Annotated in this window: 13 protein-coding genes; 12 read left to right on the top strand and 1 reads right to left on the bottom strand. The window is 33.4% G+C overall.

Annotated features, from left to right (window positions below):
* Position 1 precedes the first annotated feature (1 nt).
* The 3 genes from ACU4C5_RS02780 (at position 2) to ACU4C5_RS02770 (ending at position 3,341) form a co-directional block, all read left to right on the top strand.
* Entirely contained in the window at positions 2 to 1,627 is a 1,626-nt protein-coding gene (locus tag ACU4C5_RS02780) for a dihydrolipoyl dehydrogenase family protein (protein ID WP_446845533.1), read from the top strand.
* 93 nt (positions 1,628 to 1,720) lie between these two features.
* Complete coding sequence (locus tag ACU4C5_RS02775) at positions 1,721 to 2,665, top strand: M28 family metallopeptidase (protein ID WP_446845532.1); 945 nt, start codon at positions 1,721 to 1,723, stop codon at positions 2,663 to 2,665.
* Entirely contained in the window at positions 2,655 to 3,341 is a 687-nt protein-coding gene (locus ACU4C5_RS02770; RefSeq protein WP_446845531.1) for an SDR family NAD(P)-dependent oxidoreductase, read from the top strand. The genes ACU4C5_RS02775 and ACU4C5_RS02770 overlap by 11 nt, the downstream gene beginning before the upstream one ends.
* Before the next feature lie 6 nt (positions 3,342 to 3,347).
* Here ACU4C5_RS02770 and ACU4C5_RS02765 read toward each other — a convergent pair whose 3' ends face one another.
* Positions 3,348 to 3,854 carry a DUF3124 domain-containing protein gene (locus tag ACU4C5_RS02765; RefSeq protein WP_446845529.1) on the bottom strand — a complete coding sequence of 169 codons (507 nt, stop codon included), beginning with the start codon at positions 3,852 to 3,854 and terminating at the stop codon, positions 3,348 to 3,350.
* Positions 3,855 to 4,024: 170 nt separating this feature from the next.
* Here ACU4C5_RS02765 and ACU4C5_RS02760 point away from each other — a divergent pair, with 170 nt between their 5' ends.
* The 9 genes from ACU4C5_RS02760 (at position 4,025) to ACU4C5_RS02720 (ending at position 21,145) form a co-directional block, all read left to right on the top strand.
* Positions 4,025 to 6,820, top strand: a complete 2,796-nt coding sequence (locus ACU4C5_RS02760; RefSeq protein WP_446845528.1) for a helix-turn-helix and ligand-binding sensor domain-containing protein — start codon at positions 4,025 to 4,027, stop codon at positions 6,818 to 6,820.
* 228 nt (positions 6,821 to 7,048) lie between these two features.
* Positions 7,049 to 10,054 (top strand): SusC/RagA family TonB-linked outer membrane protein, encoded by a 3,006-nt coding sequence (locus ACU4C5_RS02755; protein WP_446845527.1) that lies wholly within the window; start codon positions 7,049 to 7,051, stop codon positions 10,052 to 10,054.
* An 11-nt stretch (positions 10,055 to 10,065) separates the two neighbouring features.
* On the top strand, positions 10,066 to 11,598 hold the full coding sequence (locus ACU4C5_RS02750) for a RagB/SusD family nutrient uptake outer membrane protein (protein WP_446845526.1): 1,533 nt from the start codon (positions 10,066 to 10,068) through the stop codon (positions 11,596 to 11,598).
* 13 nt (positions 11,599 to 11,611) lie between these two features.
* Positions 11,612 to 13,318 carry a LamG-like jellyroll fold domain-containing protein gene (locus ACU4C5_RS02745; protein ID WP_446845525.1) on the top strand — a complete coding sequence of 569 codons (1,707 nt, stop codon included), beginning with the start codon at positions 11,612 to 11,614 and terminating at the stop codon, positions 13,316 to 13,318.
* Positions 13,319 to 13,410: 92 nt separating this feature from the next.
* Positions 13,411 to 14,781, top strand: coding sequence for a glucoamylase family protein (locus ACU4C5_RS02740; RefSeq protein WP_446845524.1), 1,371 nt, complete (start codon positions 13,411 to 13,413; stop codon positions 14,779 to 14,781).
* Between the two features lie 4 nt (positions 14,782 to 14,785).
* Positions 14,786 to 16,156, top strand: a complete 1,371-nt coding sequence (locus ACU4C5_RS02735; RefSeq protein WP_446845523.1) for a glucoamylase family protein — start codon at positions 14,786 to 14,788, stop codon at positions 16,154 to 16,156.
* Between the two features lie 40 nt (positions 16,157 to 16,196).
* Positions 16,197 to 16,943, top strand: coding sequence for a carboxylesterase family protein (locus ACU4C5_RS02730; RefSeq protein WP_446845522.1), 747 nt, complete (start codon positions 16,197 to 16,199; stop codon positions 16,941 to 16,943).
* A 3-nt stretch (positions 16,944 to 16,946) separates the two neighbouring features.
* A complete protein-coding gene (gene bglX / locus ACU4C5_RS02725; protein ID WP_446845521.1) occupies positions 16,947 to 19,256 on the top strand; it encodes a beta-glucosidase BglX in 2,310 nt (769 codons plus the stop codon).
* 50 nt (positions 19,257 to 19,306) lie between these two features.
* Positions 19,307 to 21,145 carry a family 43 glycosylhydrolase gene (locus ACU4C5_RS02720; protein ID WP_446845520.1) on the top strand — a complete coding sequence of 613 codons (1,839 nt, stop codon included), beginning with the start codon at positions 19,307 to 19,309 and terminating at the stop codon, positions 21,143 to 21,145.
* Positions 21,146 to 21,257 lie beyond the last annotated feature (112 nt).

Raw genomic sequence — 21,257 nt, 5'->3', positions numbered from 1 at the left:
TATGGCTGAAGTAATAAATATGCCGCGTTTAAGCGATACAATGGAAGAAGGAACTGTTGCTACTTGGTTAAAACAAGTTGGTGATAAAGTTGAAGAAGGAGATATTCTTGCTGAAATTGAAACTGATAAAGCAACTATGGAGTTTGAATCTTTTCATGAAGGAACATTATTACATATTGGTGTTCATGAAGGAGAAACAACTAAAGTTGATCAACTGTTAGCTATTATTGGTGAAGAAGGTGAAGATATTACTAACCTTTTAAATGGTGGAAATACCACTTCAGAAGAAAAAGAAGATACGCAAGCAGAAGCTATAAATGTAGCTGAAACGTCCGAAATTCCTGAAGGAGTAACCGTTGTAACTATGCCTCGTTTAAGCGATACAATGGAAGAAGGAACTGTTGCTACTTGGTTAAAACAAGTTGGTGATGAGGTTGAAGAAGGAGATATCTTAGCTGAAATTGAAACGGACAAAGCAACAATGGAGTTTGAGTCTTTTCAATCAGGAACCTTATTATTTGTAGGATTAAATGAAGGTGACTCTGCAAAAGTAGATTCATTATTAGCAATTATTGGTCCTGCCGGAACAGATGTTTCAGGTATTGCAGCAAACTTTGCCGTTGAAGGTGAAGTGCCAGCAAAAACAGAAACAGCTCCAAAAGAAACACAAACAGAAGCGCCAAAAGAAGAAGTGAAAGTTGAACAAACTCAAATAACAACTTCTACAGGTCGTTTATTTATATCACCTTTAGCTAGAAAAATAGCAGAAGAAAAAGGTGTTGATGTATCACAAGTAAAAGGTTCAGGTGAAAATGGACGTATTGTAAAACGTGATATTGAAAACTTTAAACCAGTAGCAGTTGCTCAAGCAGCTCCTGCAGCAACACCAGCACCTACAGCAGCTCCTGCTAAAAAAGCATTTGTTAAGCCTGTAGTTAGTGGAGAAGAAAGTTTTGATGAAGTTAAAAACTCGCAAATACGTAAAGTAATTGCTAAACGTTTAGCTGAATCTAAATTTACAGCACCTCATTATTACTTAAATGTTGAGTTTGATATGGATAACGCTATTGCTGCTCGTAAGCAAATTAATGCGTTACCAGATACAAGAGTTTCATTTAACGATATGCTTATTAAAGCATGTGCTTTTGCACTTCGCAAGCACCCGCAAGTGAACTCGCAATGGTTTGATGATAAAATTAAATTAAATCACCATGTACATATTGGTGTGGCAGTTGCTATTCCTGACGGATTAGTAGTGCCTGTAGTTAAGTTTGCTAACGAATTATCGTTACAAGAAACTGCAAATTCAGTAAAAGATTACGCTATAAGAGCGATTGGAGGTAAATTATCACCAGCAGAAATGTCTGGAAGTACATTTACAATTTCTAACTTAGGTAAATTTGGAATAGAGAGTTTTACTTCTATTATCAATCAACCTAATTCAGCTATTTTATCTGTTGGAGCTATTGTGCAAAAGCCAGTAGTTAAAAATGGTGAAATTGTTGTAGGAAATACAATGAAGCTTACTTTAGCATGTGATCACAGAACTGTTGATGGTGCAACCGGTGCCGAATTTTTACAAACACTTAAGCAATATGTTGAAAACCCAATTACAATGTTGGCGTAATCTAAACAATTGTTTACTATCATAATTTTAAAAAACTCTACATTCGTAGGGTTTTTTTTTATCTTTATTCCTTAATAAATACCTATATATCTTATGAGAAAATTTTTACTAGTATTTGCCCTTATTACAGTTTGTAGCTGTAGCAGTTTAAAAGAAAAAGTTGTAATTGAACCTGCGGAATTAGAAGAAATGGTTGCTTTTTTCGCTTCAGATGAATTAAAAGGAAGAGATACTGGTAGTGCAGGTATTGAAAGTGCTGCAATTTTTATTGAAGAAAAATTTAAAAGTCTAGATATTAAACCTTACTACAATGATTATAGAGATCCATTTAAAGCTAAAGGTGTTGATGCTTTTAATCTTATTGGAGTTATTGAAGGTACAGATCCTAAATTAAAAGATGAATATATTATAATTGGTGCACATTATGATCATATTGGTATTTCAAAAAAAGTGGTAGATAATGATTCTATAGCTAACGGAGCAAATGATAATGCAGCAGGAACAAGTTCTGTATTAGCAATGGCAAAATACTTTTCTAAATCTAAAAGCAACAAACGTAGTTTACTTTTTGTATTGTTTTCTGCAGAAGAAAAAGGACTTTTGGGTTCAGCACATTTAGCTAAACGATTAAAGACCGAAGATATTAACTTATACACCATGATTAATATGGAAATGATTGGTGTACCATTTGTAGATCGCGATTATATAGCATTTGCTACCGGGTATGATTTATCTAATATAGCCGAAAAGATGAATGAATATACAGGTGAACATATTATTGGATCGTCTGATATTGCTAAAAAATATAACTTATTCCGTCAGTCGGATAACTACGCATTTTATAAAGAATTCAAATTACCATGTCATACTATTTCATCTTGCGATTTATCAAATTATGATTATTATCACCATGTAGATGATGAAGCTGATAAGCTAGATTATAATCACATGGCTAAACTTGTAAATGTGATTATTCCTTCAATAGAAAAAATGAGTAATACGCCAACCAAAGAAATAAAAATGAACAATGAAAATTAAAAATATAATTATTACCGGAACAAGTCGTGGTATTGGCTACGAGCTTGTTCGTCTGTTTGCTAATCAAGGCCATAATGTTTTGGCTTTATCTAGAAATGTAAAACCAATAAGTGATTTAAATTTAAATACAGTAACCACATTTTCTTTTGATTTATGCGATGTTGAGGCTTATAAACAAGTTGAAGATTTTATTACTGAAAACTGGAAGCATGTTGATATTTTAATCAATAACGCTGGTGCAATTATTAATAAACCTTTTAGTGAAACCACTTATCAAGATTTTTCAAAAGTATACCAAACTAATGTGTTTGGTGTTGCCGAAATAACGCGTATAACGTTACCATTTATGCCTAAAAATGGGCATGTGGTTACAGTGAGTTCAATGGGAGGGATTCAAGGAAGTATGAAGTTTCCAGGTCTTGCAGCATACAGTTCTAGTAAAGGTGCCGTAATTACACTTACAGAGTTATGGGCTGAAGAATATAAAGAAAACGGTCCGTCATTTAATGTGTTAGCGCTTGGTGCTGTTCAAACAGAAATGTTAGAAGAAGCATTTCCCGGATATCAAGCTCCAACTACCCCTCTTGAAATGGCAGAATATATAGGTGATTTCTCCATAAATGGAAATAAATATTACAACGGAAAAGCTTTACAGGTTTCCAATTCTACACCTTAATATCAATTAACGTTTAATCCCTTGGGTTGTAAACGAAATACCTTGTTGTCCTGAAGTCGTAATCATTACGGCTTCAAAATGAGGTTCAATACTTTTTGTATGTGTTGCCCAATCAAAAATAAAATTGGCACCCGAACCTCCATGCATATCTTTTTCATTGATAATAATTTCAATAGTCTCTAGGGGTTTTATATAAATGGGAGATTTTAAATACGAGCGAATTAAATCGCCATTCGTATTATGATAATCTGCTTTGGTAATATATACAGAATCGTTACTGCTTACGTTTCTAAGACTTACAGTAGTTGTTAGATTTATAGTGCGGTGTTCTGTAACGCTATAAATTTCAGAATATACAGAAAGGTAACTATTACCTATAACCAAACTATCTTTATCTTGTAAACTAATGACACGAGTATTCCAGTTAACAGGATCAATTGGAGTTGGTGCTGCTTTTTCTTCACAAGAATAAAGTGTAATAGAGATGAATAAAATAGATAATAGTAAACGCATAACTTTAAATATTTAAACTTTAAAATTACGATATTTATTCTAAATTCATCTATCAAACATCAGATTGCATATATAATTAAAGTTTGAAAATTTATTTTTAAAAGCACGTATTGTGATAGTCGCTTTTATTATCGTTAATTTTGACTACAATTTAACTTATAACCGCCCTTATGAAGACATGTTGTATTTATGGTATCTTATTTTTTTTACTTTTATCAGTAAACAATATTAGTGCGCAATATACTCCGTATTTTAAAAATTATTCGTTAGCCGAATATAAAGCAGGAAACCAAAATTGGGGAATTTCAAGATCTGAAAACGGTAAGGTTTATGTAGCTAATAATAATGGACTTTTAGAATACGATGGTCTTAAATGGGGGTATTTTGAACTGCCAAATAAAACAACTCTACGTTCGGTTTTAGCCTATAAAGGAGTTGTTTATACAGGTTCATATGAAGAATTTGGGTTTTGGGAAAATGATATTAAAGGCAATTTAGTATACACATCTTTGAGCGAAGATATTATTGAAAACTTGTCTCAAAATGAAGAGTTTTGGCAAATTATCCCTTACGGAAATAAAATTGTTTTTAGGTCTTTTTCAAATCTCTATATATATGATTTTGAAAAAGGTATTACTAAAATATCATCAGATTCGTTAATTATTACATGTAATACTATTGATGACATTTTATATGTGTCTACTCTCGATAAAGGAATTTTTAAACTTGTAGATAATACTCTACAGTTAGTTATTAATCACCCGCTTTTATTTGACACTAAAGTTGTTTCAATAGATAAATATAAAGGTAAACTCCTTATTACAACGTCTCTTAAAGGGTGTTTTTTATATGAAAATAAGACACTCACAAAAGCATATTTTAATATTAATAAAGTCATTATTCAGCAACAGCTAAATGATTTTTTAATTCTGAAAGATGGCCGGATGGTTTTCGGGACCATTAAAGATGGTATTTACTTAACCGACGCCGCAGGAACAATTCTATTTCATGTTAATAAAGAAAATGGACTTGAAAATAACACTGTTTTACACCAGTATTTAGATTCAGATAACAGGTTGTGGCTTGGTTTGGATAACGGATTAGCATCACTAGATTTAAGTAGTCATAATTATTTTTATAATGATATCTCAGGAAAATTAGGTGCTGTTTACGATGTTATAAAATATAAAAATGTTGTTTATATAGGAAGTAATACCGGTTTGTTTTACTTAGATATTAATAATAAACTTCAATTTATTGAAGGTTCTCAAGGTCAAGTTTGGGATTTAAAAGAGATTGAAGGCGATTTGTTTTGTGGGCATAATGAAGGGACTTTTTTAGTTAAAGATTTTAAATTTCAACAATTATCCGAGCATACTGGAGGTTGGACCTTAAAAAAAGTGCCAGAACATAATGATACTTATATTCAAGGATCATATACAGGTTTAATTCGTTATAGAAAAGTAAATAATACTTGGCAGGTAAAACGTTTAGAGAAAGCAACAATGCCTATTCGATATTTGGTTTTTGAAGATCAACAAACCGCTTGGGCTGCGCATGCTTATAAAGGTTTGTATAGAGTGAATTTTTCTGTAGATTATGACTCAATTCTTAGTGTTGATAATTATGAAAATAAAGGCTTAGCTTCTAATTTTAATGTTAGAGTTTATAGAATTAAAAATGATATCTGTTTTAAGACTAATAATGGTTGGCTAAAATATGAACCACTTTTAGATAGTATTGTACCTCATAAGTTGTTAAATGAAACCTTTGGTGAAGATGCTTATATTATTTCTGAAACTGATGTTGATAAATTGGTTTTAAAAAACGATAATGATGTTATTAAGTTTAGATCGCTTGAGGCTAATGCCGAAAATTTATCACTCACAAATACCTTTTTTAATAATAGACTTATTGTAGGAAATGAAAATGTATCTAAAATCTCAGATTCTACCTATGCACTAAGTTTAAACGATGGTTTTATGTTTATTGATAGTAACTTAAAATCTACATTACAATTGCAAAAGCCTCAGATTGAAAAAGTTAAAGTTGATACCGTTTCAAAAGAGTTCAATGCAAAAAAAGTTATAGATTTTGGTTTCAATCAAAGCTTAAGTATTGAGGTGTCTTCTCCTAAATCTGAAAATCATTTTTTTGAATATTCTTTCTTTGATAATACTCCAGTTAAATGGTATCGTTTAGAACAATCAAAATTAGAATTGTCTAATCTTAAACACGGTAGTTATACACTTGCTATTCGTACAAGTAATAGTTTTGGAGATGTATCTGCACTTCAAAAAATTAAAATAAACATATTACCGCCATGGTATAAAGCACGTTCAGGATTTATATTATATGGTATTTTAGTCTGTATTTTATTAATTGTTATCTTTTTGTTACATAAGCGAAAAGTAGATAATGAACAACGTGTGTTACAGTTAAAGTTTGATAAAGAGCAAAAAGAAATGCTCAAAGAACAAACGTTAGAAAACGAGAAACGTATTGTGCAACTTAAAAACGAATCACTACAAAACGAAGTAAAACTTAAAAGTAAGCAGCTTGCAAATACTGCAATGGCTTTAGTGAAGAAAAACGAAACGCTTCAAGAAATTAAAAAAGAATTGGCTCAAAATCAAACCAGCTTCGATAATCATTATTCATATAAGAAAATACTTAAAAAGGTTGATGGATCTATTGCTCATAAAGATGAATGGGAAGTTTTTGAATATAACTTTAATCAGGTGCATGATGATTTCTTCAAAAGCTTAAAAAATGAACATTCAGAGCTTACTCCAAAAGATTTAAAGATTTGTGCCTACGTCAAAATGAATTTATCTACCAAAGAAATAGCACCTTTAATGAATATCTCAATTAGAGGGGTCGAAACTCATCGATATCGATTAAAAAAGAAACTAAATTTAGAAAATGATATTTCTTTGACAGATTACTTGCTAAATTTCGAATAATTCCTCCACGTTTTTACGCTAATTACATTTTTTCACTACGTCATTACTACGTCATTAATCGTTTTCGTAATAGATTAAAAGCACTTATTTGTAACTTTATGTTACGTCAAAAGCGGTTTTTCTTAATGTTTGTTAAAACATGACGTATTTAAAATGTAAACAGTTTTTATTTTCAATGCGAAATTCATTTTACCTTGTAATCGACTAACAATCCTAATTTAAATGTATATGAAAACAAAAATTAATCTATTAATCTTTCTACTATTTTCAGTAGTTGTTTTTTCCCAAGAAGTTGTTGTTAGTGGTGTCATTACAAGTGTTGAAGATGGTTTCCCTTTACCGGGTGTAAATATCATTATTCTTAATGCTTCAAAAGGAACCACAACAGATTTTGATGGTAACTATTCAATTAAGGTTAATAAAGGAGAGCAACTAGAGTTTAGCTCTATCGGATTAAAAACTGTAATTGTTAAAGTAAATAATCAAAGCACAATTAATTTAGCCATGGAAGAAGATGTTGAGGCGCTAAGTGAAGTTGTTATCATTGGTTATGGTACACAACGAAAAGCAGATTTAACAGGAGCGATCTCTACGGTAAAAGCTGAAGATATTGAAAAAACGCCAGCAGCAAATGTGTTACAATCACTACAAGGTAAAATTTCGGGAGTACAAGTGGTAAGTTCTGGTTCTCCAGGAGATTCGCCAACCGTACGATTAAGAGGATTAGGGACTTATTCAGGTAGCGGAAGTCCTTTATATGTTGTAGATGGAATGTTTTATAGTAATATAGATTTCTTAAATTCTAAAGATATCGAAACCATGACCGTATTAAAAGATGCATCGTCATCTGCAATATATGGTGTAAGAGCTGCAAATGGTGTAGTAATTATTCAAACAAAATCAGGAGGCCTTAATCAGAAACCTCAAATTGAGTATGATGGTTACACAGGAATGCAAGTGGCTACAAATGTTATGAAAATGGCTAATGCCGAACAATTTGTAACCATGGCTTATGAGTCTGGTTCTGCTCCAGATATTCAATTTGTTGAAAACGCAATGCAACGTTACGGACGTAGTCGTGTTAATCCAAATATCCCTGATGTAAATACAGATTGGTTTGATGAAATTATTAGACCCGCAAAAATCTCTAGTCATAGTATTGGAGTTACAGGAGGATCAGAAACTGTAACTTATGCAATGGGACTTAATTATTTTGCACAAGAAGGGGTGCTGGATATGAAAAACGAATACGAACGTTTTAATATCCGATCTAAAATTGATGCCAAATTATCAGACCGTCTTAGAGTTGGTGGAAGTATGATATTTAGTAATGCAAGAAAGTATAATGCTGAAAATTCGGCATGGTTTAAAGCTTATTTTGCAGTGCCAATTCTTCCTGTAATTGACGAAGGAAATCTAGAAGCATCACCAGTGCGTTATTCAAATGCACAACTTTTAGGATATAGAGATACTCAAAATCCTTTTCCAGACATGGTGTATAACGATAATCAACAAAAAATCAGAAAAATATTAGCTAACATTTATTTTGAATTGGATTTAGTTCCAGAGAAATTAAAATTCAAAACCATGTATAGTCATGATTTTTCTGCCTTAGATGAACGTTATGTAAACCTACCTTATAATTTAGGAAATAATGTAGAAAGTTTATCGAGTATTACAAAAACTCAAAACACATATTCTAATCAAATTTGGGATAATACATTAACGTACAAAGATAGTTTTGGAGATCATAACCTTACCGTTATGGCAGGAACGTCTTTTAGAGATGAAGCGTCTCATTATTTTAGTGCAACAGGTTCAAATATTCAAGGTATTGATAACGAAGACTCTTGGTATTTAGATTTTGCAGATGATGATTCTTTTACAGGAATTGGTGATAGCGGAGATCGTATTTATGGTGTGTCTTATTTTGGTAGAGCAGCCTATAATTATAAAGATAAATATTTAGTTTACGGAACAATGAGAGCTGATGGATCTTCAAAATTTACTAAAGATCCTTGGGGATATTTTCCTTCAGTTGGTTTAGGTTGGGTATTATCTGAAGAAGATTTTCTTAAAGATAATAGCTTTTTCAACTTCTTAAAATTAAGAGCAAGTTGGGGTGAGTTAGGAAATGATGGTGTGCCTTCAAGTGCTGGTTCAAATACGATTAACGTAATTTCTACAGATATTGGAGATATTCAAACAGGAGGTGTAACATCTACATCAACTTTTACTAATAATACATGGGAAGTTATTGAAGAGAAAAATATAGGGATTAATTTAAAAACCTTTAACAACCGCCTTTCTATTGATGCCGATTATTATGTGAGAGATACTAAAAATGCAATTATGCCAGTTTTAGTGCCAATTATCAACTTAACAGTACTTAAAAACTCTGGAGTAATAAGAAATCAAGGTATGGAAATCGCTTTAAATTGGAGCGATGATATTTCAAAAGATTTTAGCTATAGTATCGGGACTAATATTACCACATTAAAAAACGAAACAATTAGCTTAAATGATGAATATATAGACTCGGGTTCTGCCGAATTTCGCCAACGTACCATGGTTGGAGAACCAATTCAAGCCTTTTTTGGATATGAAACCGCAGGTGTTTACCAAAATCAAGCACAAATTGATGCAGATCCAATAGCCGTGAGTAATGGCTTAGTTCCTGGTGATTTTATTTATAAAGATTTAAATAATGATGGTATGATTAACGATGATGACCGTAAGGTGATTGGATCGTACTTACCAAAATTTATGTACGGAGGTAACATAGCATTATCATATAAAGATTTTGATTTCTCTGTTAGTTTTTACGGACAAACCGGAAATAAAATTCTAAACCGCAAACGTGGTCAAATCATTTTTACTAATGATGGAAATATGGATGCCGACTTAGCTATAAATAGATGGCATGGTGAAGGTACAAGTAATTCTTATCCATCATCAGCAGGTTTAAGAAAAGGATGGAACCAAAAACAAAGTAACTTTTGGGTAGAAGATGGTGATTTCTTTAGAGTACAAAACATACAATTAGCATATACTATTAAAGGTGAAAAATTAGCAGGTAAGAATATGCCTGAAACTAAAATCACATTAACAGCAGATAGACCTTTTACATTCTTTAAATACAACGGATTTAACCCTGAAGTAGCTAACGGGATTGATACACAAACCTATCCTGTGCCAGCCGTATTTACAGTTGGTCTTAATATTAAAATATAAAAAAGAAACCTATGAAAAATTATAAAAACCAAATTAATCAATATGCAATCGCCGTATTTGCAATGATTAGTCTTTTGGCTTGTAGTGATAAGCTCGAAGAGCAAGAAGGACAACTAAACACAGGTGATGTAGATTATACAGCAACCGAAAATATGGTGTTGCCTTTAATAGGAGCTTATTATGAATTTGCATCTCGTGGATGGGAAGAATATTTATTACTTTCTGTTCGTGGAGATGATGTAAATGCTGGTGGTCTTGGAGATCAACAAGATTTTTATGAAACAGATTTATACAATTATAATAAAGATTATTGGATGTATAACTCTCTGTTTGCAGCACATTCTAGAGATATTGTAAGTATGAATAACGCCGCAGAGCAAATTCAACAATACAGAGAATTTGCAGACGAAAGTGAATACGCTTTAGCCGATCAATATATTGCAGAAACTAAAGTGTTAAAAGGATGGTTACATTTCAACCTTGCAAGAGTTTGGGGAGATGTTTTCATTATTAACACCACACAACCAGATAGCGAAATTGGTAACGGACCAGCAACTAAAGCTGAGGTTATGGAATACATTTCAGACTTAATGGATGATGCTATTCCATTTTTACCAGATGCAAGACCAAACGAACGTGGCGATATTGCTGGAGGAGTAACAAAATATACCGCTTACGCACTTAAAGCAATGGCAAAATTAGAGCTAGAAGATTACCAAGGTGTCGCAGATGCTGCAGGAGCAATTATTAATTCTAGTAAATTTTCGCTTTACCCAGAATATTACGAGTTATTTAAAAAACCAGGTGAGTTAAGTAACGAGAGTTTATTAGAAATGCAATATTCAGATTACGGAACCGGAACCGGAGATGCTTTTTATTACTTATATGATCCTTTTGGTCCTGTAAACTGGACGCCACAAAGAGAAAATGCAAGTAGCGGATGGGGTTTTTATGAACCAAGTTTAAAATATATCAAGTTTATGATAGACCGTAATGAGCAAGTACGTTTAGAAACTAGCGTGTTGTTTACAGATCGTGGTATGGATGAATTAATGACAGATCCTGGATACGCAACATTACCAAGCTGGATTTCAAACACCACACAAGATGGAGATGTAATTAATGATTTTTCAAGAGCAATGTTCTCTAGCGGAAAACATTATTTACCATCTAATCAACTTACCGAAAATCGTAACAATTACAGTGCAGGTAAAAACATGATATGTGTGCGTTATGCTGAAGTATTATTAATGTATGCCGAAGCCTTAACTAGAGGAGCAAGCGGAACAGCAATGAGTGCAGACCAAGCTGTAAACGAAGTAAGAGAACGTGCAGGATTAGCTCTTTTAGGCGGAGTAACTACTCAAGATGTTTTAGATGAAAAATTTGCAGAATTAGGTATGGAATGGGGAATCAGATATTTCGATATGATTAGAACCCAAAATTATAGCGAATTAAGTTATGATGGTAGAGCATTCTCTCCAGATAAAGCTTACTTACCTTATCCTCAAGCGCAAGTTGATGTTTTACCTTTAGAAAACTAAAATACAAACAAGTATGAAAAAATTATTAAAATATACAGCCGCTGCCTTATTAACACTATGTTTTGCATCGTGTAATGATGGTATTGATCCAATTACTCAAGTAGACCCCGGCACAGATGCCTCGTCACCAGTAGTAACAATAATAACACCTTCAGAAGGTACCCAATTTACAGGAGTAGAGCTTGAAGTGCCAATTAGTATTGAGTTTAATGTTGAAGATGACATTGAAGTAATGTCTGTAACCGTAACTTTAGATGGTACAGAAATAGCGATTTATGATTCATTTTTAGATTATCGTATTGTTAATGAAGAATTAGTTTACGAAACCCTAACAAGTGGTGATCACGTTTTAACTATTTCAGCAATTGATAGTGTTGGGAATATCACAACCGAAACCGTTAACTTTAGTAAAGAACCTCCATATACAGCACTTTTTGCAGGTGAGTTATTTTATATGCCTTTTGATGGAACGTATACAGAATTAATAACAATTACAGATGCTAATGAAGTAGGAACTCCTAGTTTTGCAGGCGAAAATTTTGCAGGAACAAATGCTTTTAAAGCAACTGCAGACTCTTATTTAACCTTTCCTGTTGAAAATTTATTCTCTAATAATATGAGTGGTGCATTTTGGTACAAAGTAAATGCAACACCAGATCGTTCAGGAATTTTAGTAGTTGGAGCTAATGCTGACGACAGAAATCAAGGTTTCCGCTTATTTAGAGAAGGAACAGCAACAGAACAAAGAATAAAATTAAACGTTGGTACCGGAACTTCAGATAGCTGGAATGATGGAGGAGTAATTGATGTAACCGAAGGCGAATGGGTGCATGTCGCATTTACAATTTCAAACACAGAATCTATTATTTATCTTAACGGAATGCCTGTAAATACAAGTGCATTACCAGCACCTATAGATTGGACAGGAGCTAATGAGTTAACTATTGGAGCTGGTGGAGAAACATTTAGTTACTGGGATCACCTTTCTGATAATAGTGCAATGGACGAACTTCGTTTATTCAATACAACGTTATCGCAAAGTGAAATTCAAAACATGATTAATGTGACAAATCCATACGAACCAATGTATGATGGCGAAACATTTTACATGGCTTTTAATGGCGCAAATACAGAATATGTAAGTTTAAATGAACCAACAATTGTAGGTACTCCAGGATTTTCAGACGATGCCTATGAAGAAAGTGCATTTTTAAGTACAACAGATTCATACCTCACTTATCCTATTGATGGCTTATTTGGAACAGACACTTTTAGTGCTACATTTTGGTACAAAGTAAATGGAACACCAGATCGTTCAGGGATTTTAGTGGTTGGTGCTAATGCAGATGACAGAAATCAAGGTTTCCGTTTATTTAGAGAAGGTACCGCAGATGAGCAACGTATTAAAGTTAATATAGGTACAGGTGATGGTGAAAGTTGGAACGATGGTGGTGTTATTGATGTTACTGCTGGAGAATGGGTACATATTGCTTTAGTGGTATCTGCTACAGAAAGTAAAATATATTTTAATGGTGTTGAACAATTATCGGCAACATTATCAAATAGTATTGATTGGACAGGTTGTGAAAACCTTACTATTGGAGCTGGTGGAGACACATTTAGCTATTGGGATCACCTGTCTGATAATAGTCCAATGGATGAACTTCGTTTGTATAATATTGCATTAAGCCAAACAGAAATTCAAGATATGTTACAGTAAAATTCCCTCCTTTATATTAATTGATAGTAGTTTATCTTTTAGCTGCATTTTCTAAAAAAAGATGCAGCTAATTTTCTTAATAACTTTAGCTAATGATAAAAAATAGTATAAAATATACATCTGTTTTTCTTGTAATACTGGCATTCTTCAGTTGCAATTCAAAACAAAAAAAAGAGGTTCAAACCGTAGTTGAAGAACCAAAAACGCCATTGTTTTTTAACGATGATACTTTATTAGATACCATTCAGAAGCAAACCTTTAATTATTTTTGGGAAGCTGCAGAACCTAATTCGGGATTAGCAAGAGAACGTTTACATATGGATCATGTATATCCAACATCTCCAAAAAACACCGTAACAACTGGTGGAAGCGGATTTGGTTTTATGGCAATTTTAGTAGGTGTAAAACGGGGTTTTATTACAAGAGAACAGGCTTTTAATCGCTATATGAAAATGGTGAGTTTTTTAGAAAAAGCAGATCGTTTTCATGGTGCGTGGCCACATTGGATTGATGGTGAAACAGGTAAAGTGAGAGCTTTTAGTAAAAAAGACAATGGTGGAGATCTTGTAGAAACAGCTTTTTTAGTACAAGGCATGTTAACCGTTGCCGAATATTTTAAAGAGGGTAGCAAAGAAGAACAAATTCTTGTTGATAAAATAGATAAATTATGGAGAGAAGTAGAGTGGGATTGGTACACTAAAAATGACGAAGACGTATTGTATTGGCATTGGTCTCCAGAATATGCTTGGGAAATGAACTTTCCGGTTGGTGGCTATAACGAATGTTTAATAATGTATGTTTTAGCTGCAGCATCACCAACGCATCCAGTTTCAAAAGCGGTATATGAAAAAGGTTGGGCTAGAGATGGAAAAATTACTTCTAAAGATTCACTTTATGGAGAACCGTTAGTTGTAGATTATTACGAACATGATACTTCTGCAATTGGGCCATTATTTTGGGCTCATTATTCGTATTTAGGATTAAACCCAAACGGACTCTCAGATCAGTATGCTAATTATTGGACACTCACGCAAAGTCAAGCGAAAATTCATTATAAATACGCTGTTGATAATCCTAAAAACTACAAAGGGTATAGCGATAGTATTTGGGGATTAACCTCAAGCTATTCAATGTCTGGTTATAAAGGGCATAGGCCAGGTAATGATTTAAGTGTGATTTCTCCAACAGCAGCATTGTCATCATTTCCATACACGCCAAAAGAAAGCATGAGTATGCTTAAAAATTTATATAAAAATCACGATAGTTTAGTAGGAAAATATGGCCCTTATGATGCATTTAGTTTTGAAAAGAACTGGTACGTTAAAAAATATTTAGCGATCGATCAAGGTCCAATTCCTGTAATGATTGAAAATTACAGAACAGGATTAATTTGGGATTTATTCATGAAAAATAAAGATGTAAATAACGGTTTAAATAAACTAGGTTTTACAATCAAAAAATAAATAGATGTTAAGAAAATTTTTTATATTATGTAGTGTTTTTACACTGATAGCTTGTGGTACTGATGACGGACCAGGTTATCAAGAACCCTATGATCCAAATGCTGGTAATACTCCCGAAGTGGAGCCGCTTACCGATGAAGAGATAATGGATCTAACCCAAGAAACAACTTTCAAGTATTTTTGGGACTTTGCAAATACTAATTCTGGTGCAGCAAAAGAACGTTACCATCCTAATGAACCTGCATTAAATGAAAATGTAGTAACTACTGGTGGTAGTGGTTTTGGATTAATGGCTATTTTAGTAGGTATTGAACGTGGTTATGTGTCAAGAGATCAAGCTTTCCAGCGTCTTACAACCATACTTAACTTTTTTGATAATGCCGATCGTTTTCATGGCGCGTGGCCACATTGGTTGGATGGGAATTCAGGGAATGTAATTCCGTTTAGTGATTTAGATAACGGTGGAGATTTAGTTGAAACAGCCTTTTTAGCACAAGGATTAATTTGTGTGAAAGAATATTTTAAAAATGGTTCAGAAGATGAACAAGTACTAGCTAATCTTGCTGATCAACTTTGGAAAGGTGTAGAGTGGGATTGGTTTACTAATAATGAAAATAAACTATTATGGCATTGGAGTCCTAATAATGAGTTTGCAATTAATTTAGAGCTTAAAGGATATAACGAAACATTAATCGCTTTTATATTAGGTGCAGCATCTCCAAATTATCAAATTTCTAATGAGGTATATCAACAAGGATGGGCAGATAACGGAAATATTGTGTCTGCAAACTCTCAATACGGATTTCCTTTATTCTTAAATCACGCTGGTGGATCTACTTATGGTGGACCATTATTTTGGGCGCATTATTCATACTTAGGATTAGACCCAAGAACACTTAACGATACTTACGCTAATTATTGGGATGTAAACGTTAATCATACCTCTATCAATTATCAATACTGTGTAAGTAATCCTGGTAATTATGTGGATTATGGTCCAGATTGTTGGGGCTTAACAGCAAGTTATAGCAGAAATGATGATGGGTCAATTGGGTACTTAGCTCATGAGCCATCAAACGATATTGGAGTAATTTCTCCAACAGCAGCAATTAGTTCAATTCCTTACACGCCTGAAAAATCTTTAGCAGCAATGCATTATTTCTATAGTAAAAATGATATTTTATTAGGTCCTGCAGGTTTTTATGATGCTTTTAGTCCGCAATATAACGACTGGGTTGCCGAAGCGTATTTAGCAATTGATCAAGGACCACAAATTATTATGATTGAAAACTACAGAACAGGATTACTGTGGAATTTATTCATGGCTAATGAAGACGTTCAAAACGGATTAGATAACTTAAATTTTAACTATTAAGTTTATGAAAAATCTATGCCTTTTATCCGTGTTATTTTTGATGTCATGCTTTGCAATAGCTCAAGATACCTCTCTGTTTTCAAAAGAAATATTTATAAAGCAGCAAGATACCTTACACTACAGGATGTTGTTGCCAAAAGATTTTTCAGAAAGTAAAACCTATCCTGTAGTATTATTTTTACATGGCGCTGGTGAACGCGGAAATAATAATACAAGTCAGTTAACGCACGGAAGTCAACTGTTTTTAAATGAAGAAAACAGAACTAATTTTCCTGCGATTGTGATTTTTCCGCAGTGTCCTAAAAATGATTATTGGGCAAGTGCAGATATTGATAGAACGACAAAACCTATTGGAATTACTTTTCCGTTAGAAAACAAACTAACCACATCTATGAAATTAGTCATGGAACTTATGGATGAATTTTCTGAAAAAGCTTTTGTAAATACCAATCAAATATATGTTGGAGGATTATCAATGGGTGGCATGGGAACTTTTGAAATATTATACAGACAACCTAACCGATATGCAGCAGCCATAACTATTTGCGGTGGCGGTAATCCCGAAACAGCAAAACTTTACGCAAACTCTACAGCACTTTGGTCGTTTCACGGCGCAAAAGACGATGTAGTAAATCCGCAATTATCACTAAACATGATAAGCGCTTATTTAAAAGCAGGCGGTACCCCAAATTTTACATTATATGCAGATGATAATCACAATAGTTGGGATTCGGCATTTGCGGAACCTGAATTATTAACCTGGTTATTCTCTAAATCAAAACACTAAACAATGAACAAACAAATCGTATTTATTTTATCAATAGCAGCACTTCTTAACTTGTCTTGCAATTCAGAGGCTGATATGAAAACGGTAGCAAAAAGTGCTAACCCTTTTGAAAAACAAGTGGATTCTATTTTAGATTTAATGACACTTGAAGAAAAAATTGGACAACTTAATTTACCAAGTGCAGGACAATTTACAACCGGACAAGCTACCAATTCAGATATTGGAGGTAAGATTGAAAAAGGCCTTGTTGGTGGACTTTTCAATATTAAAACAGTATCAAGTATTAAAGATATTCAGAAAATAGCGGTTGAAAAAAGCCGACTTAAAATTCCATTGATTTTTGGAATGGATGTGATTCATGGTTACGAAACCACATTTCCAATTCCGTTAGGATTATCTGCATCTTGGGATATGGATATGATTAAAAAAACAGCCCAAATTGCCGCTATTGAAGCAAGTGCCGACGGGATAAACTGGACATTCTCTCCAATGGTTGATATTTCTAGAGACCCACGTTGGGGACGTGTTTCGGAAGGTTCAGGTGAAGATGTGTATTTAGGTGGGGAAATCGCCGAAGCCATGATTACTGGATATCAAGGTGACGATTTAACATTGAACAATACCATTATGGCTTGTGTAAAGCATTTTGCACTTTATGGAGCACCAGAAGCTGGTAGAGATTACAATACGGTTGATATGAGTAGAGTGCGTATGTATAACGAGTATTTACCGCCTTATAAATCTGCTATTGATGCAGGTGTAGGATCTGTAATGGCATCTTTTAATGAAATTGATGGTGTGCCAGCTACAGGAAATAAATGGTTACTTACAGATTTACTTAGAGAAGATTGGGGGTTTAATGGGTTTTTAGTTACCGATTACACCGGAATTAACGAAATGATTGCCCACGGAATGGGAGACTTACAACAAGTTTCAGCTTTAGCTTTAAAAGCTGGTGTTGATATGGATATGGTTGGTGAAGGGTTTTTAACAACACTTCAAAAATCTGTTGAAGAAGGTCAAGTGTCTGTTGGAGAAATTGACAACGCTGTAAGACGTATGTTAACAGCAAAGTTTCAATTAGGACTATTTAGTGATCCTTATAAATATTGTGATGAAAGCAGACCTGCAAAAGAAATTTTTACAGATGAAAGTAGAGCTTTTGCAAGAAAAGTAGGAGCAGAATCTACAGTATTACTTAAAAATAATAATCAACTTTTACCACTTAAAAAAGAAGGAACTATTGCTTTAATTGGTCCGTTAGCAAATACGGCAGTTAATATGGCAGGAACTTGGAGTGTGGCTACAAAACAAGAAAAATCTAATCCGTTATTAGAAGGATTAAAAACCGTTGCAGGTGATAAAGCTACTATTTTATATGCTAAAGGAAGTCATGTAGATTATGATTTAGCTTACGAAAAACGTGTGACCATGTTTGGAAAAGATATTCCTAGAGATGATAAAACAGACAAACAATTATTAGATGAAGCATTAGCTATTGCTAAAAAATCTGATGTTATTGTGGCTGCAATTGGTGAAACTGCCGAGTTAAGTGGAGAGAGTAGTAGTGTTACTAATCTTCAAATTCCTCAAGCTCAAAAAGATTTATTAAATGCCTTATTAAAAACAGGAAAACCTGTAGTTGTAGTCTTATTTACTGGACGACCATTAGCAATTACCGAAGAAAATGAAAAAGCAGATGCCATATTAAATGTATGGTTTCCTGGAAGTGAAGCTGGTTTAGCAATTTCAGATGTGTTATTTGGTGACGTTAATCCTTCAGGGAAATTAACAGCAACCTTTCCAATGAATGTTGGGCAAGTGCCAATTTTTTACAACCACAAAAATACAGGACGTCCATTAGGAAATGAAGAGGGTAATTTTGAGAAATTCAGAAGTAACTATTTAGATGTTCGTAATGAACCTTTATTTCCTTTTGGATACGGATTAAGTTATACCACATTTACTTATGGTGATATCACATTAAGTAAAGAAACCATGACTATGGATGGTAGTATTGAAGCTTCTGTTGAGGTGACAAATTCTGGTGATTATGATGGAAAAGAAGTTGTGCAATTATATACTAGAGATTTAGTAGGTTCTGCAACACGACCAGTGAAAGAACTTAAAGGATTTCAGAAGATAGAATTAGAAAAAGGAGAAACTAAAACAGTCACTTTTACATTAACTGCCGAAGATTTAAAATTCTATAATACAAGTTTAGAGTTTGTAGCAGAACCAGGAGAATTTCAGGTGTTTATTGGAACAGATTCAGCTGTAAAAGCAATGAAGACGTTTAAATTGACGCTTTAAAATTTCGAAGAAAAAAAGATAATATAGTTATTACTACTAAAACTAAACGAATGAAAATACTACCAATAACATTACTTTCTGTGCTTTTATTGTCTTGTAATACAGAAGGCAAAAAGAGTGAGGAGTTATCTGTAGCATCCACAGCAAAAACTGCTAAAAAAGAGTTCCAAACCTATTGTAATCCTATCGATATTGATTATTCATATATGTCGCATTATCGCGCAGAAAATAAAGTATCATATCGTTCTGGAGCAGATCCTGCTATTGTGAATTTTAAAGGGAAATACTACATGTTTGTCACACGTTCTCACGGTTATTGGATGAGTGATGATATGAGTAATTGGACGTTTATCACACCTCAAAACTGGTATTTTAAAGGAAGTAATGCCCCGGCAGCAGCAGTAAAAGATGGGAAAGTGATTTTGTATGGAGATCCTTCAGGACGCGGACCAATTATAGAAACTGATAATCCAGAATTGGGTGATTGGAAAACTAATTACGCCGTTTTAAACCCTCCGGGAGGGATTCAAGATCCAGATTTATTTGTTGATGATGACGGTAAAGTTTATTTATACGAAGAATCTTCAAACGAGTGGCCAATTCGTGTAGTTGAATTGGATGCCGATAATTATTATGTACCTAAAGGGGAGCAGAAAGATCTATTTAGTTTACAGCCAGAAAAAAATGGATGGGAACGTTTTGGGCAAGATCATAAATCGGATATTAAGCCATATTTAGAAGGACCTTGGATGATGAAACACAAGGATACTTATTATTTAGAATATGGTGCTCCAGGAACTCAATGGAATGTGTATGCCGATGGTGTTTACACAAGTAAAAGTCCGTTTGGCCCATTTGAATATGCTGCTTACAATCCTATCTCATACAAACCAGGTGGATTTTTAAAAGGATCTGGTCACGGAAGTACAGTAAAAGATAACAACGGAAATTATTGGCATTATTCAACCATGGCAATTTCTGTAAATTATAAGTTTGAACGCCGTATTGGAATGTATCCAGCAGGTTTTGAAGATAACGGACAAATGTATGTCAATACCGCTTATGGCGATTATCCTCACTTTTTACCAGATACTAAAGTAGATGCGCATAAAGAACGTTTTACAGGTTGGATGTTATTATCATACAACAAACCAGTAACAACAAATTCTCCTTTAGTAACTAAAGAAATTAACGTGGTTGACGAAAGTGATACGGGTTATATGTTAGGTCAAATTAGAGAGTTTGATATTGCTAAAATTAATGACGAAGAAATCCGTTCATATTGGGTTTCCGAAGCAAATAATGATTCTATTTATGTACAAGTAGATTTAGAAAAACCAATGGATGTTAATGCGGTTCAAATCAATTTTCAAGATTTTAATAGTGATATCTACGGAAGACCAGAAGGTTTAAAACAGCAGTTTGTAATTGAAGGATCTTTAGATGGAAAAACATGGAAAACTATTGCAGATTATTCTAAAAATGAAAAAGATATGCCACATGCGTATATTGAACTAAAAACTCCTGCTGAAGCTAGATACATAAGATACAATCATGTGTATTGTTCTAATAATTATTTATCAATTTCAGAATTTAGAGTCTTTGGAAAAGGGCAAGAAACTAAACCAGTAACACCGCCTAATTTTGAAGTAAAACGAGATACAGACAGACGTAACGCAAACCTAACTTGGGATGCTGTTGAGGATGCAACAGGATATGTAATTTACTGGGGAATTTCAAAAGAACAATTAAATTTATCAGCATTAATGTATGGTGAACCTAATTATGAATTACGCGCATTAACCACCGATCAATCTTACTACATGCAAGTTGAAACGTTTAATGAAAACGGAATTTCGGAACGTAGTAAAATTATTTATGTCGAATAAATAAACAAATAACACCTTAATAGCAACTCTTGTTATTAAGACCTATAATAAGCGTAATAACTCAGGTTGTTACGCTTTTTTAGTGTTGTTTAAGCGCATAATTGATAATAGC

It is taken from the genome of Lacinutrix undariae, from assembly GCF_052934785.1.
Note: the sequence above shows the minus strand (reverse complement) of the source record. Positions and strands in the feature narration are given on the sequence as shown.

Coding starts and splice junctions, on each gene's coding strand:
- ACU4C5_RS02780 (WP_446845533.1), top strand. CDS start 2: ATGGCTGAAGTAATAAATATGCCGCGTTTAAGCGATACAATGGAAGAA.
- ACU4C5_RS02775 (WP_446845532.1), top strand. CDS start 1,721: ATGAGAAAATTTTTACTAGTATTTGCCCTTATTACAGTTTGTAGCTGT.
- ACU4C5_RS02770 (WP_446845531.1), top strand. CDS start 2,655: ATGAAAATTAAAAATATAATTATTACCGGAACAAGTCGTGGTATTGGC.
- ACU4C5_RS02765 (WP_446845529.1), bottom strand. CDS start 3,854: ATGCGTTTACTATTATCTATTTTATTCATCTCTATTACACTTTATTCT.
- ACU4C5_RS02760 (WP_446845528.1), top strand. CDS start 4,025: ATGAAGACATGTTGTATTTATGGTATCTTATTTTTTTTACTTTTATCA.
- ACU4C5_RS02755 (WP_446845527.1), top strand. CDS start 7,049: ATGAAAACAAAAATTAATCTATTAATCTTTCTACTATTTTCAGTAGTT.
- ACU4C5_RS02750 (WP_446845526.1), top strand. CDS start 10,066: ATGAAAAATTATAAAAACCAAATTAATCAATATGCAATCGCCGTATTT.
- ACU4C5_RS02745 (WP_446845525.1), top strand. CDS start 11,612: ATGAAAAAATTATTAAAATATACAGCCGCTGCCTTATTAACACTATGT.
- ACU4C5_RS02740 (WP_446845524.1), top strand. CDS start 13,411: ATGATAAAAAATAGTATAAAATATACATCTGTTTTTCTTGTAATACTG.
- ACU4C5_RS02735 (WP_446845523.1), top strand. CDS start 14,786: ATGTTAAGAAAATTTTTTATATTATGTAGTGTTTTTACACTGATAGCT.
- ACU4C5_RS02730 (WP_446845522.1), top strand. CDS start 16,197: ATGTCATGCTTTGCAATAGCTCAAGATACCTCTCTGTTTTCAAAAGAA.
- bglX (WP_446845521.1), top strand. CDS start 16,947: ATGAACAAACAAATCGTATTTATTTTATCAATAGCAGCACTTCTTAAC.
- ACU4C5_RS02720 (WP_446845520.1), top strand. CDS start 19,307: ATGAAAATACTACCAATAACATTACTTTCTGTGCTTTTATTGTCTTGT.